The organism is Photobacterium sp. DA100, assembly GCF_029223585.1.
Lineage (GTDB): Bacteria > Pseudomonadota > Gammaproteobacteria > Enterobacterales > Vibrionaceae > Photobacterium.
The window spans coordinates 1,675,349-1,691,010 of the sequence record NZ_CP119423.1 but is presented as its reverse complement, the minus strand read 5'-3'; the positions used below and the strand labels follow the sequence as shown (position 1 = coordinate 1,691,010).

The 15,662-nt window shown below is 47.6% G+C and carries 9 protein-coding genes; 4 read left to right on the top strand and 5 right to left on the bottom strand.

Annotated features, from left to right (window positions below; all coding sequences use genetic code 11):
• Positions 1 to 30: 30 nt before the first annotated feature.
• Both PTW35_RS07965 and PTW35_RS07960 read right to left on the bottom strand, forming a co-directional pair.
• Complete coding sequence (locus PTW35_RS07965; RefSeq protein WP_281027222.1) at positions 31 to 657, bottom strand: LysE family translocator; 627 nt, start codon at positions 655 to 657, stop codon at positions 31 to 33.
• A gap of 63 nt (positions 658 to 720) precedes the next feature.
• Positions 721 to 1,107 (bottom strand): tautomerase family protein, encoded by a 387-nt coding sequence (locus PTW35_RS07960; protein WP_281027462.1) that lies wholly within the window; start codon positions 1,105 to 1,107, stop codon positions 721 to 723.
• Positions 1,108 to 1,512: 405 nt separating this feature from the next.
• On the opposite strand from PTW35_RS07960, the gene PTW35_RS07955 reads away from it, so the two are divergent.
• The 4 genes from PTW35_RS07955 (at position 1,513) to PTW35_RS07940 (ending at position 7,152) form a co-directional block, all read left to right on the top strand.
• Complete coding sequence (locus PTW35_RS07955) at positions 1,513 to 2,136, top strand: thioredoxin domain-containing protein (RefSeq protein WP_281027221.1); 624 nt, start codon at positions 1,513 to 1,515, stop codon at positions 2,134 to 2,136.
• Positions 2,137 to 2,701: 565 nt separating this feature from the next.
• Positions 2,702 to 3,796 (top strand): porin, encoded by a 1,095-nt coding sequence (locus tag PTW35_RS07950; protein ID WP_281027220.1) that lies wholly within the window; start codon positions 2,702 to 2,704, stop codon positions 3,794 to 3,796.
• 488 nt (positions 3,797 to 4,284) lie between these two features.
• Entirely contained in the window at positions 4,285 to 6,435 is a 2,151-nt protein-coding gene (locus tag PTW35_RS07945) for an adenosylcobalamin-dependent ribonucleoside-diphosphate reductase (RefSeq protein WP_281027219.1), read from the top strand.
• Between the two features lie 18 nt (positions 6,436 to 6,453).
• Positions 6,454 to 7,152: an NrdJb gene (locus PTW35_RS07940; RefSeq protein WP_281027218.1), complete on the top strand. Its 699-nt coding sequence runs from the start codon at positions 6,454 to 6,456 to the stop codon at positions 7,150 to 7,152.
• A 63-nt stretch (positions 7,153 to 7,215) separates the two neighbouring features.
• Here PTW35_RS07940 and ltrA read toward each other — a convergent pair whose 3' ends face one another.
• The 3 genes from ltrA to PTW35_RS07925 all read right to left on the bottom strand — a co-directional run bounded on the left by ltrA (position 7,216) and on the right by PTW35_RS07925 (position 15,196).
• Entirely contained in the window at positions 7,216 to 8,508 is a 1,293-nt protein-coding gene (gene ltrA / locus PTW35_RS07935) for a group II intron reverse transcriptase/maturase (RefSeq protein ID WP_348637735.1), read from the bottom strand.
• Between the two features lie 623 nt (positions 8,509 to 9,131).
• Complete coding sequence (locus tag PTW35_RS07930) at positions 9,132 to 12,443, bottom strand: Ig-like domain-containing protein (protein ID WP_281027217.1); 3,312 nt, start codon at positions 12,441 to 12,443, stop codon at positions 9,132 to 9,134.
• Between the two features lie 113 nt (positions 12,444 to 12,556).
• On the bottom strand, positions 12,557 to 15,196 hold the full coding sequence (locus PTW35_RS07925) for a glycosyl hydrolase family 18 protein (RefSeq protein ID WP_281027216.1): 2,640 nt from the start codon (positions 15,194 to 15,196) through the stop codon (positions 12,557 to 12,559).
• Positions 15,197 to 15,662: the final 466 nt, after the last annotated feature.

The window sequence follows — 15,662 nt, the reverse complement described above, 5'->3', positions numbered from 1 at the left end:
GACAAATAGATCTACAGTAAGTTTTTTATATCATTTCTGTTTCATCAACGCGATGGCCAACCCAGAAGTTATAAACGTAGCGCCCGCACCAATATTTAAGCCAGACATAATTTTCGGCATTTTACTGAGCCAAAGGGTCAGCCGCGATGAAAACACTCCCATCATACTGAAGCCTATTGCCGTCAGCACGGCAAACCACACGCCATATACGATCATCTGCACGGTCACAGAACCAAGCGTTGGATTCACAAACTGAGGAACGAAGGCCAGAACAAACATACCGGGTTTCGGGTTAAGGGCCGCCGACAAGAACCCGGTAGAAAAGATTGATTGTAATGATTGTTTCTTAGCGCTTTTAAGTGAAAAAAGACTTCTTGAGCGTAATACGTTAATACCAAGCCATATTAAATAAGCTGCGCCAGTGGCTTTGACAATATAGAAAACCAGCTCAGAGGTCTGAATCAATAATGTAAGTCCAAAGGTTGCTGCAAGAACATGAAACAGAATACCGGCTCCAGAAGAGCAGCCCGATACGACTGCCGCGAGCTTTCCTTGACTTAACCCTCGCCCTATAGCCAGTAAGTTATCCGGCCCCGGGGAAATCACCAACAGCAGGCAAGCCAATGTATAGGCCAAAAAGACTTCAAGTGGGAACATAACACCTCCTTGTTTATTATTCCCCTATTATGTATGTAGTTTTTGAATCGGTTCTCCGGGATATCATACCTTCACTCGGTACTTGAGATCGGTAACCTCATCTCCGGTCATGCCGCGGAAACCCCAGCAGTGTGCCGACTGCTCCTTGATGATTATTTCAATATCTACCGGTGAAATACCCAAAGCCTTTTCAATCTCAATGAATAACGATTTGATCAACGCCTTTTGGGTATCCTTTCTGCGTCCTTCCATCATGTTGATTTCAATGACTGTATAAGCATCACTTCGACCACCGGGATAGTAAAAGTCTTCTTTTTCCATCGGTATAAAGCGATGAGAGCGTTTATCTTCTGGCAGCCCAAGCTCCCTGCCCATACAAGATTGAATAACGTCTGAAAGACTCGCTTTAATCGGATTGAGTCTTTCCTTTATTCCATAAATAACAATCATCATCGCCTCACTACTGTATTGACGCCCCATATAAGCAACAGACCGAATATCCAGGCAACACATCACCGCACCCATTCAGTCATTTTTTGTACAATCATGAACCAAGCCGCAACATAACATGCACTTCATCCAATAATGGGTAAATAAACACCCAAATAAGCACTTAACAACCTAATGTCTAACGCGAGACGAGATTCGAAGAACCGGCAACCCTCTGAACTGAGTGACTCTTTGCGAATAACGTGACCAACGAGGTATTTGGAAAGAACATCCATTTAGCGACAGAAAAAAACTAACAAGAAAGACATTATTTTCGTCGAACAGACAACAAAATTGATGTTTGCCAACGATCTCGTCTTGATTTTCATCCATACTTACAGCTTTAAACCCATTACAATTATCAGTATGAATACACTAACGAAAATCTTTGCTTCTGTCCTTTTTCTTCTTGTTGCCGTCACGGGGTGTAGTGAAACCGATACGCCGAAAGAAGGCGTAAAATACACCTTAGTCGCAACGCCAACAGCCGGTATTGCCGACGTTGTCGAGGTCTTTTCCCTGGGCTGTGGCCACTGTCGAAACATGGAGCTGATGCTACCTGAGATCAAAAAGTTGGCGGAAGTAGATATCGACCAGGTTCACGTCACGTTTAACGAAAGTGCCCAATACGCTGCTTACCTTTACTACACGGCAGCTATCCAGAGCAGTGGCAAACCATCAGCTGATTTGAAAGAAGCGTTATTTAGTTTTGTTCAGGAGCAAGCCGCCGGCCTAGATGAGGAAGGTCGCAAGAATAAGCTGGATGAGATCTTCGGCCAGCATGATCTTGTTAGCCCGTTTGCTCTTAACGATGAACAAAAAGAGCTCGTCTACCAGCAAATGACCAATGCCAACCAACTAGAACAAAATGCACAAATTACCTCTGTGCCTTCTTTCCTAGTTAAAGGGAAATACCTTGTTCAGAATGGTGCACATGACAGCTTGGAAGATTTAGCTAACACCATTCGTTTCCTCTCTGAAAAGCAATAAACCAGTTCGCGTATACGGGCTAGCTATTTCTGCTAGCCCAGCCTTTCTACCAGAACCCACTTTACTAACCAGCCCCCCTTCGGCCTCAAACCATACCTTTACTCCCCCTAACTCTTAATATTCAATTCTGGCACCGTACAGACTTCGCTTTTACTTCTTTACTTCCCGATAATTGCAAATACAAGCCAACAGGTATTATCGCGCTAAATGATGAATATTTGACGCTGTGCGTCAATATCCCCACCAAATAAATAGCAATTAATTGTTTGTCCACTCATATTTATCACCGTAATCAGTAGCAAAAAAACCTAAAGCTCAAGATTTGAAAAAATAAGTTTTTGCCACTGCGAACACGTTAACAGTCTTGTGGCAGGCATGCACTCTAGGGGATGTAACATTTTTAAACACCATAAATTAAAAACATTTAAAAACAGCATCTTAAATCTAAAACTTTCTTTATACCCTCCCCCTTAAGATCATTTCACTATTACTACAGGGAACGAAGTAATAAAAAATAAAACAAGCATTTATGAGTGCTTTACACCATTAAATTAGGAATTATGAAATGAATAAAAAGCTAATTGCCCTAGCAGTGGCAGCTGCGGCAACCTCATCGTCTGTTCATGCATTGGAAGTTTATAACGATGGCACTAACACCTTCTCTGTAGGTGGCCGTTTGGCAGTAAGCGCTAAATTTTCAGATGGTGATTCGAGCCTCAATAACCAATCATCACGTATTAACTTTGGTTACACCCATGCCCTCGAAAGTGGCTGGGATATCGGCACTCGTGCTGAATGGGCATATGACGCGCTTTCAAATAGCTCTGAGGGCAGCCATATTTCAAACCGTTTAGGCTTTATCACTGCTGATCACGAGGACTTTGGTAACTTTACGCTCGGTAAAGCCTGGTCTGTTCACTACGACGTAACAGGTAAAACGGATCTGTTCTGGATCTACGGTGGTGATACAGCCGGTAACTACGACGGCATTTCTGGCGACGGTGGCGTACATGGTACAGGCCGTGCGGATGACGTAATTCAATACCGCAACAACTTCTACGGTGTACAGGTTGGCCTTCAGTACCAATTCCAGGATTCCAACCTTTCACGTGACGAGGAAGGCAATATCTCTGGTGGCTATGACCGCGATTACGGTTACCAAGCTATGGCAGGTTACGACTTCGATACCGGTATGGGTATTATCGGCCTAAGCGGTGTCTACGCTGAAACTAAATTTGATGATCGTGCAGACGCAAAAGTGGCTAATGCCGTTATCACTTACCAGTACAATGGCCTGAATCTAGCGGCTAACTACGGTGAATTCCGCAACCACCAGAGCAAAACATCAAATGAGGCGTTCAAAAAGTCTAGCTTCAGCAGCAGTAGTGTTACCACCGATGGGATGATCAGAGCGGCGACGGGTGTAGAAGTATTTGGCTCCTACGATATCAACCAGTTCCAAATCCTTGGCGGCTACAACCTGCTGGAAGATGATAACTCCAAGGCCAAATATTCCTACGCTACAGTGGGCGCGGCATATTTTACCGGCCCTATCATCCTTGCTGCAGAATACAAAATTGATGCAAGCAGCAAAACCGCAACGGGTTCTGATGCCAAACTGGATAATGAGCTAGCCCTATTGGTACGTTATAACTTCTAAGGTACTCACTCACTAATCTGTGTTCATTCTGTCGAGCAGTTTTGACAACCTTGGGACACCTTTCGGTGTCCCCTTTTTCAGTATTACTAGCAGATAAATCCCACCTGATACTCACCATTTAGGGTATGAATTATCCTTGTTTGATGACTTATTCGTCATCATCACTGATGTAGCAAGCAAGCTTTAAAATCAATCCAATAACTATAAATACAATGGCTAAAATAACCACTGTCGAGCTGGTTTGATCACATTTTGGCAACCTTGTTTACAACCATTCCATCTATCAAAAAGGCTATTATTAACGATTAGTTACAAAGAGCGATAATCGCCTTGTCAAGACTTGAAGATCTTTTGGGTTAGTGGTTTGATCTGCGCCTTGCTGACTTTCACCCTCCATGCTCAACCGGGTGAGTAAGCTATAAATAGGATTGGATAAGTCCTTTGTAGCAAGCAGCAACACAACATGATAACAGTAAGGTGCATTCATAATGGCGAAATCCCCAACCGCTTCGGAAGTCTCTCAAGCCGTCGATATCGAGTACCAATCCACTTCAGTGGAGATTTGGGACAGTAAGTATCGTTTGAAATCAAAGCACGGAGAAGCTATTGATGTCACGCTTGACGACACTTTCAAACGTGTTGCCCGCGCATTGGCAGATCTAGAAAACGATGATGCTAAGGATCATTGGTACAACGAATTTCTTTGGGCACTACGTAACGGGGCTATTCCAGCTGGACGTATAACCTCCAATGCAGGTGCATTCGAACATAAACCTGCCACCTCAACCATTAACTGTACAGTCTCTGGCACCATTGAAGATTCAATGGATAACATCCTGAGCAAAGTCCACGAAGCCGGCCTCACGCTCAAAGCAGGCTGTGGTATCGGCTACGACTTTTCGACCCTGCGCCCGCGCGGTGCTTTTGTTTCGGGTGCTGGCGCTTACACATCTGGCCCACTTTCGTTCATGGATATCTATGACAAGATGTGTTTCACCGTCTCTTCTGCCGGTGGCCGCCGTGGCGCGCAGATGGGAACCATGGATATCCGCCACCCGGATATCATCGAGTTTATTCGTGCCAAGCGCGAAGACGGTCGCCTACGCCAGTTCAACCTGTCGCTGCTTATCAACGAAGATTTCATTGAAGCGGTTAAAAACGATGCGCCTTGGCAGCTGATTTTCCCTATCACAGCCAAAGAAGCGAAACAGGATAAGCTTGATCTCGACAATGACGACAGCATTGTTTGGGCCGACTGGCCAACCAAAGACAACTTGGTTGAAGACGCCGAGGGCCGTGTGGCGTGTAAAATCTACCGCTCGCTTCCAGCCCGCAATCTGTGGAATGTCATCATGACATCGACTTACGATTACGCCGAGCCGGGCTTTATTCTGATCGACAAAGTCAACCAGATGAACAACAACTGGTTTTGTGAAGAGATCCGGGCAACCAACCCTTGTGGTGAGCAGCCACTACCACCTTACGGTGCTTGCTTGCTGGGTTCGGTTAACTTGACCAAGTTTGTTCGTGAGCCGTTTACCGACAATGCCCACTTCGACTGGGAGGCCTATCGCAAAGTTGTTGCTATCTTTACCCGTATGCTGGACAACGTGGTAGAAATCAACCAGCTGCCGCTTGAAAAGCAGCGCCATGAGATCACCAGCAAGCGCCGTCACGGTATGGGCTTCCTCGGCTTAGGCTCTACTACGACCATGCTTAAGCACAAATACGGCAGTGCTGCTTCTGTGGCCTTTACCGAGCAGGTCGCACAAGAAATGGCCATCACAGGCTGGAAGGAAGGCCTGAAGTTGGCCAAAGAGAAAGGCGCAGCGCCGGTGATGAACGAAGAGTTCGAAATCACAGCCAAAATGCTTCGCCTCCGTCCAGAAATGGCCAAAGACGGCATCAAAGTAGGCGATAAGGTGAAGGGTAAAGTCCTTCACGCCAAGTACAGCCGCTACATGCAGCAAGTCAGTGAAATCGAACCCAAGCTGATCGAGGATCTGGCAAAACACGGCTGCCGTTTCACTCACCACAGCTCAATTGCCCCGACAGGAACCATTTCCCTGTCTCTGGCCAATAACGCCAGTAACGGTATTGAACCGAGCTTTGCGCACCACTATACCCGCAACGTTATTGTGCCGGGCAAGAAGACAAAGGAAAGCGTTGACGTCTACAGCTTCGAGTTATTGGCTTATCGCAAGCTGGTTAACGAAAAAGCAATGCCGTACAGCAACGACGAAGAAAGCCAGCTTCCCGAGTACTTCATCACCGCTGACGACATTACGCCAAGCCAGCACGTTGAAGTACAGGCCGCGGCCCAGCGCTGGATTGACTCTTCGATCTCAAAAACGGCCAACGTACCGACAGATTTCCCGTTCGAGGACTTCAAAGACATCTACATGGATGCCTACGACAAAGGCTTGAAGGGTTGCACAACTTTCCGTTTCAACCCTGAAGTCTTCCAGGGCGTCTTGGTGAAAGAGAAAGATCTCGAAAACACCACCTATGTCTTCACCCTAGAAGATGGCTCGACCTTTGAAGCCAAAGGTAATGAAGAAATCGAGTACGACGGCGAGACTCACACCGCTGCGAACCTTTATGATGCCCTGAAAGAAGGCTACTACGGTAAATTTTAAGGTACAGGTTAGAAACACATGACGAAAAAAATCGACGGTAAGATTGTGGCCTTCAAAGTAAAGAGCCAAGAACAAGAAGCGCCACAGGCAGCACCTGCACCTTCATCAGCTCCTGAGTTTGAAGTGCAGCACATGCATGAAGATATGCAGCGCCCGGAAAAGCTATTAGGTACGACCTACAAGCTGAAAACGCCGGAGCATATCTCTGAGCACTCACTGTTTATTACCATTAATGATGTCGTACTCAACGAGGGTACCGAGCACGAAGTTCGCCGTCCGTTCGAAGTGTTTATCAACTCTAAGAGCCTGGAGCACTTCCAATGGATTGTCGCCCTAACCCGCATTATGTCAGCGGTATTCCGCAAAGGTGGCGACTGCACATTTTTGGTCGAAGAGCTTCGCTCTGTGTTTGATCCGCGCGGTGGCTACTGGAACAAAGGGAAGTATGTCCCATCGCTTATCGCCGAAATCGGCAATGTGATTGAGCAGCACCTCACTGAAATTGGCATGCTGGGTAAGCCAGAAGTCGATGAGCACCAGCAGGCCTTCCTTGAAGCCAAGAAAGCCGAGCTTGAAGGTAAAAAGGAAGAAGCAGAAGAGGAGTCTGGAAGCTTCCCACCAAGCGCGACACTTTGCTACAAGTGCCACAACAAATCCGTTATCGTCAAAGACGGTTGTCAGACTTGCCTGAACTGTGGTGACTCCAAGTGCGGTTAACCGCAAAGAAACCAACCCTTCTCTAGAAATCGAGTAGGAGGAGGCCTCGCGGCCTCCGTCCTCTCACACCACCGTACAAGCGTGGGTCGCATACGGCGGTTCCGAATATATTTTCAGTGACTCATACCCATCTCTCAATGAGTACATGCCCATCTCCTTGAACCGTTTCGTTGGCATGGCCTGATTGAGCTGCGGCGATAAAGCCAGATGCCACCATCCTTTCTCTGACATCGCTAGCTTCCAAGCATTGCGCTCGTTTACGCCTTCTTGGCGTAACCATATCGCTATGCTGTGTCTGCGTTTTCGCTGCTTGAGTCGGTAGCACCGTAAGCGCCGTCTTATCCATTCATCCAAGCGCTGCATCGCGCTTTTCCGCATGGCGAGCTTGAAGTAGTGTTGCCAACCTCTTAGATATTGAGTTAGTTCGACTATTACTGTCTTCAACTCTCGTCCTCGATTCCGCTTCGTTATTTGACGCACTCGCTTCTTCATGTGAGTTTGTGCTGTCTTCGAGATATGGATACTTCCATCTCGTTGGAAGCGATGGCCTAAGTAAGTCCGCTCTGTCACTCTTGTTGCTGCACTCTTCTCCCGGTTGACCGTGAGTTTCAGTTTCTGCTCCAAGAACTCCGTTATCGAGGCTTTTACTCGATTTGCGGCTTCCTCACTGTGCACGTAGATTTGGCAGTCGTCTGCATATCGGCAGAACTTATGCCCTCTTCGTTCAAGCTCTTTATCCAACTCATCTAATACGATATTTGATAGCAGCGGAGATAATGGGCCACCCTGTGGTGTCCCTCGTTGCCTCTGCTCGACTAACCCGTTTCGCATTATGCCTGCCTGTAGGTATGACCTGATCAGCTTCAGTACCCGTTTATCTGTGATATCTTTCGATAACCTGTGCATCAGCCTATCGTGGTTCACAGTATCGAAGTATTTCGCTAGGTCAACATCGACTACATAACCCCGCCCCTCCCTGATGTAGTGGCTTGCTGCCGCCAGAGCATGGTGGGCACTACGGTTGGGCCTGAACCCGTAACTGCTGTTGGAGAACTTAGGTTCGTAGATATCTGTCAGGACTGATGTGATGGCCTGCTGGACGATCCTATCAAGTACCGTTGGGATACCTAGCTGCCTCACTCCCCCACTAGGTTTAGGGATTTCTACACCCAAGACGGGTTGGGGTTGATAGCTACCGTCCAGAAGGCTCTGGCGGAGCGCTTGCCCATTGGAAGACTGCCGAAGCACCGAGATAGTGGCTGCTATGTCGAGTTTATCAACCCCAGCACATCCCTTGTTCTTCTTTACTCTTCTCAGGGCTTGGTTCAGATTCGTTGATGAACAGATCTGCTCCATCAACTGAGTGGAGGTCACCAAGACTCGTCCTCCTGTCTACGCCAAACATGCTTGTCATTCTTCGTGGCCATGAGCGTCACTTGCGGTGTTGCCCATTGGTACGTAGAGATATTGTTCATCTTGCTATGACTCCACATGATTGAGTGTCTAATGACTGCTTCTTGATATATTCAGTTCCGGCCTTCCCTTGGGTTGTACTTCCCCAAGGTACTATGCCTTCTGCTGACTTCTTATTAACCGTCACGCAGCATCACTGCTGCACTAGTCTCGTCCGAGACAGCTAATAAGATCTCCCGAGGTAAGACGTTGTTCTTTCCCTTGGTTGTGCCTGATTTACCCGTACACACTTCCCGTCGAGGCATTGGGCTATTCTATATATGGCTAGGTTACCCAAGTTGTACTGGCCTACTATCAGATTTCTGTTCGTCACAACCAAGTTTTGCCGTTTGCTTCCTTCAGATCCCACCTCACGGTGGGCACCCTTGCATAGGCTAACGGTTCTCGCTCGACTGAGCCCGTAGAGGACTTTCACCTCCTAGAACAACGCCATGCTCGGCGCACCAATAAAGCCAGTCAGCGGTTTGCTGACTGGCTTTTTTAAAAAAGTTTATTGCTCGCGCCGTTTATTGTGGATTGAGGCCTAATTTTTCCAACACTAGCTTAAAGTTAGCGCGTCGTTCTTCAACGTTGTGAACAGGGCCTGTATCACACGTCAAGTCTGGACAGCCACGGTTAACGATGCCAGAAACGTCATCGATAAACTGGGTACCTGTCATACCACCTTCAACGTACTTTTTCAGCTCTGCGTGGTAATTCCAGCCTGGGTAGTTGCCACTCTCGTCAGGGTAACTCTGCACTGAGGTCACCCAGTAGAACAAGCCTGCAATCCACTTAATTTCCCTGTTCTCCTCGGAGCTACAAATCAGCCCAGGGTTCGAACAGAAGTCAAGTTCTGCGTAGAGCGGGTTGGCTGGTGGCGCTTCAACGGTTACCCCGTCGATGGTTTTACCAATCGTATCTGGGTCAACATGTGAGCGCCCCATGTAGTGGTTCAACGTACCGAAGTTTTGGCGGCCTGTGGTTTGGATAACTCCACGTCCCCACCAGCCACAGCCTTCAACACTCTCTTGGCTGCTGCCATCCCAGATAAACTTACCTGCTTTTTGGCCTACGTAGACTTTACATTCGTCACGCTCCCAAACCTGCTTGGACGTATCAACAGCTTCCGGTTCTTCGTTACAGTGACCATTGTTTGTCCAGCGACCCGCATGGCCGTTGACGAGCAGCCCACGTTCTTCAAGCACTGCATCCGGAGCGGCAAACACCGGCGCCGGCGCGCCATACCATTTAGCATGGGTCAAGGCACTGACTTCCATCTTGCTGTCACGAGGACAAGAGTATGCGTGATCCCGGCCGGTAACGGGATTGACCCCGTAATCAGCGTATTTCTGATCTAACTGACCACAGCTGGCTGACATTGGATAATCAGTAGGTGCTCCCCACCTTGTTTCAGACCAGTTGTTTTCGTCACAAGCATTGTAGCGAATAGTCTCCTGCATACTCTGCGCTAGGAAAGCGGCAATCGCGACTTTTGCATACTTAATGTTTGTTTCATCATCAGCAGTATCATCAAGAAGCCAGAATGTGTTGCCCGCAACACCGATGTTGTGCATGGCGTTCAGGCCATCAAGAAAGTCAGCCCATTTGTAGACCGTCGATGGGATCCATTCGGATTGAGGCGTTTCGTAAAGAAAAGCTTCATTGTCCATCACGTATTCTGCATCGGCCAATTCACGGTTCAAGGCTTCGATACGCGTTAGCGGGCCTTCGTGAACATCGTCGCCATTGTAGTACAGTGGCACTTTAGCAGCTTGGTAACGCTCAATTTTGGCGCTTAAGTCGGCAGTATCCGTGTCAAACATAATGGCGAATACGTTGCTATATGCCGCTTTACGGATGTGGCTCTCGCCAATTTTATCCCCCATAAAATACGTTGCCGCCTGATCTGTCGGCATTGACACCAATAACGCCGGTGTCTGAACATAGTCAGTCACTTGTTTTACATATTCCAGCGCATTGTGCCACTGTTCGCTAGTTAAAGCAGGCGTGGTGCTTGGCTTGGTAAATACAACAAAATCCGCTTTCGTCTCCGCTTGCGCGTCATAGAGCTCGAAGTTATACAAAAGTTCGGCGGTGGTACTCGATGCAGCATCCCATACCGACTGGCGCCCCGAATGGGTTTCATAGGCAAAATCGCCAATCGTTAAGGACCAACCGAAAGTCGCTTCTGTAGCCAGCGTAGAAACAATTAGGTTATGGGCTTGAGCCCAGCCTTTCGCATCGTTACTAAGCGCATTGATATCGTCAATATCAATGCGGCTACCTGTAATATCAACCGCTTCAATCAGTGCTTCTTTAACGGCAATGGTACCTAACAATGCGCTTTTATCCGCGGCGATGTTATCCAATACATCACTGCTGATAATGATTGATGAAGCACCTGCCTGCTCAGCCGCCCCAATCATACTGACGAACGCACTGGTTAGTTTTCCGAAATCAGACAGATCCTCGCTATTGATGGTATTAACGGTCAATGTTGCAGGTGCAGCTGAAGATGGACTCGCTGCCACGAACGTATTCGGCCAACCCTTCACCTCAAGCCTCACAGGATCCATTGGGTTCGGTAATGAGAGAAGCGGAGCCGTACCGGGATCGGTACCATCACAGTTTAGGTGATGTTCCCACGAACCATCACTGCCAGGAACCGATTGTGTCCAGTAAATCGCAGAATAAGCGATGTTATTGTGAACCATGATGTCACCACCGGTTGCATGATCACCACGCGTCCAGTCAGGATAAACATTGAAGTCTTCACATAGCTCACCAGGTGGCTCCACGGGTGGCGGTTCACTTGCATCGGTAACCGTTATTTGCACACTTGCTCTCGATGAGAGGTTCTGCGCATCTGTTGCGATAGATTCGAGTGTCACGCTGCCCACTTGCGAGGCATTCCAGTTACAGTCGAACTGCTGTGTTTTTGTCGCATCGAACTCGCAGATTTGTTTATTGTTGGCTTTCACGACAACCCGTGATAAATCATCGTCGGCGTCCGTTGCGTGAACTGAAATGGCAACTGTATCGTCTTTTTCAAATTCTGAACCATTAGCCGGAGCAACGAACCTCACTTCAGGTGCCGCATAATCCTCATCAGCTTCAACGGAAACCGTAACGGATTGCTGTACTACCTTCTGATTATCTTTATCAAAGACAAAAACATTAACTTTGGCATCACCCAGCTCATTTGGCGTCCAAGCCTGTGAGTATACCGTCTCACTGTGATCAATTGGCTGTTCGCCCAGTTTATTGCTGTTGGCCCAAAATTCAACTTTGGTTGCTAGCTCGCCTTCGACATGGGCTTGGATAACTGTCGCTTCATTGACATTTAGTCGCTGACCATCCGTTGGAGAGAGAATTGACAGTTCTGGCTCGCCGGGCTCTCCGGGATCATCTGGGCAATCTGTAATATCCCAGAACCATGAACCTGCGCTCGGCGTCTCCCACACACCCGGGCTATTTTTGGCAATAAAGCATTCACCATTGTAGGAAACCATATCACCGTTATTCACTTGAGTTTGACCCGGCACAAACGGAATAACGTTACCTGGGTTTTCTCCCGGGTTCTCTCCAGGATTTTCTCCTGGGTTTTCACCATCATCTGAACATTCAGTCAAATCCCAGAACCATGAAGATGCACTTGGGGTTTCCCAAACTCCTGGATTATTTTTAGCGATGAAGCATTCGCCACTATAAGAAACCTTGTCGCCATTACTTACTTGCGTTTCACCCGGTACAAAAGGGATTGCAGTCGCAGCAAATAGCTGCCCGCTAAAAGCAGCACCGACTATCGCAACAGTTATTAAATTTATCTTACGCATAAATTTACCTTTGTATTAATTACTTCCATATTAAATATTCAAATACCTGACGTGTTAAATTAGGTCCTAGAATATCCAGGACCTAATTTTCTTATTTAACCAACAAGTGTGTTTTATTCAGGACAGTTCACTGGCTTCCAGAACCAGCTTGATGTTGTAGGAGTCTCCCACACGCCTGGATTATTTTGGGCTGCAAAGCACTGGTTTTGATATTTCACAATATCACCGTTTTCTACCATCGTCTGACCCGCAACCCATTCAACAACATCACCCGGCTCTGGGCTTGGGCCAGGCTCTTCACCACCACATTCACCATCTGTAACCAAACGCCATACGCCCCATTCACCAGTTGTTCCGGGTTCTTCACCTTCCGTCCACCACTGTGCTTCCCATACCTTACCGTTGTGAACAACCTCATCACCTTTCACGTAGGTTGTAGTTGCAGACCAGTTATCCTCACAGCTTGGCGGTGGGGTTGGGGTCTCATCCTTACCGATCACCGTTACTCGAGTCGACGCGCTGGTATCAAGCTGGCCATCAGAAACCAAAACAGTAATCACTTCAGTAAGATCCACTTCAGTTTTTGGGGCTATTAGGGTCAAGCGGCTGCTGTTCTGCCCGCCCACCAAGGTAAAGCTGGCAGGATACTCCCACGAATAGGTCAAAGGCGCGCCTTCCGGATCCGTTGCCTGTGCCTTCAAAGAGAATTCTGTATCAGAATCAACCGACAGCGTTTCCGGTAGCGTGACTTCGGGCGGCAAATTCTCTGGCTCTTCCGCTAAATTTTTCACACTGGTTGTATCCGTACCGGTCAGGCCACCCGGATCCTTAACGGTCAGTGAAAAGGTATAATTCATGTCTTCATTAACAGCAGGCACAAAAATAGTCGCTTTCGCGCGATCTGCATTCATGATTTCAACTGGCTCGCCGCCAGCTTGTGTCCATTGGTAAGTGATGGCTTCACCTTCAGGATCGTAAGAGGCTGAACCGTCGAGTGTCACTTCAACAGGGCCATAGACTTGCTGGTCCTTACCGGCATTGGCTACAGGCGGCTTGTCCGCAGGTGGCTGGCTATCATCACCATGCCCCAAAGACTCATGCATTGCATTGAGTATATCGCCGTCATCGCCATCGATCTCCCAGGACATCAAACCACCCAATCCATTTTCTCTGACGTACTTGCCCTTCTCCATCACCGCGCGTTCGTTGTCAAAGGTGATCAGCTCTTTTGTATCAGGGTTCCACATGTAAGAGGCTTTCGCTGCTTCATCCCAGCGCTCTTCCCAACTGCCGCCGCTGCGATTGGCCCGGATATCGCGGTAATCAACAACACCGGGATCCCAAGTTCCCTGGATCGCGCCCGTCGCACGCCCGGACATCGGGTTGTCGTTAGTAAAGCTATGTACACCAGTCCAACCTCGACCGTACTTAGGCACCCCGGCGATGATACGGTTGCGATCAACACCCGTTCTAATCAAATGCTGAACACCTTCGTTCAGGTTGAAATCATTCGGAACTTCATGTTCAGGCTGGTAAATACCCGATTGGTGACCAAGGTTTTCCAAGTCAAATGCGCCATACATGTCATAACTCATCACATAGATATAATCCATGTATTGCTGGGCTTCCTTGAAGTCAACCACACTCAGTTTGACCGACGAGGTATGGACGGCAGAAGAAAGCTCGAACTCTCTCCCCGTCTCTGCTTCCAGCTCGTCCATCATCTGACGCAACTCTCTCATCAAGGTCACGTATAGCTCACCGTCTTGCGGCGATCCCAAGGTAGGATGGGCACCTCCGCCACCAGGGTATTCCCAATCAATATCCACACCGTCGAAGAACTTCCAAGTTAGCAGAAACTCTCGTACAGACTCGACAAAGGTCCGACGCTTGGCCTCATCATGCATGAAATAAAACGGATCAGACAGTGTCCAGCCACCAATAGATGGGACAATTTTAATATCAGGGTTAGCCTGCTTCATGGCCATCATCTGAGCAAAGTTGCCTTTGTAGGGATCGCTCCACTCCGAGGCCCCTTCTTTAGGCATTTGAAGTGCAGCCCATGCATCATGAACAGCCACAGAGAAATCTGGTGTTCCCTTACAGGCACGCTGCAATGCTTCGAAACTACCAGGAATTTCCTTCACGCTGTCGTTAATACCTTCCCCGCCGCAAATAGGAATGAAAGCATAAATGAAGTGAGTCAAGTTAGTGTGCGGAACACGATCAATCGGGTAGCTACGTTCGTAGTCAGACCATTCGACGTAGTAGGTTGATACGACACTGTTCGACTTGTTCTCATACGGTTTGTTCTTTTCATAAAATTTCGCTTCAAGCGGCTCCATGTGTGAGCCATCAGTGTCAGCAACCACAATTTCTTTGGTCTCGGTACTCCGTGTACAACCATCATCGTTGCAGAGTTCGACATACATCTCGTAAATGCCGCCCTTGTTAATCTGGAAGGTTGCTTCTTTTACCGAACCCGCACCGCTCCACACTTCCTCGCCATCTAAATAGACATGCGCGGAAGTGGCAGGATCGCCAGACCACACATCCCAAGTGACAGTGACATCCACCGCCTCTTTACGCTCACCAACCAATTCGTTATATGCAATTGCCGTTTGTGACACTTCAACCATTGCATATTTGTGCTCACCCCAGCCAATGACTGGCGCACCAGGTGCTGAGGCCAGCGCAGAACCAGAAATCAGTCCACAAACAAGCAGATTAAGAGGTGTTTTCCTTATCATCATATATAAATAACCCTTTGTTATATATCTAATTATTTTTTAAAAAACCAAAATGGGCTTATGGGAAGATGTTTTTATTTTCAACTAAAAAAGCACTCTGTGCCTTTCAGATTTTTCCTACATTAAGGGGAAAAAAGGTGGGATAAGCTGAATTGAAGTCACAAAAACAGCCCTAACAAAGAGAAAAAACTATAAAACCGCCAACTTATTACAAGACGCAAACTAAAAGGAAAAATGTAAAGTGTCGCTAATGTAACCCAATAAAAAGCAATTGAGCTTTTAACAAAAATTCACAGGTATACCGCAGAATAGACGCACTATTTGGCTCGATTGCTATGCTTAAGGTGATCTACTTGATGGAGTACTGATGAGCTGAAGCAAAATACCCCAGAGGTATATATGAATGTAGGAATTATCTGACTATACGCATTCCCCCCCGCCCTGTTATGATTAATCAGCTACATCATTT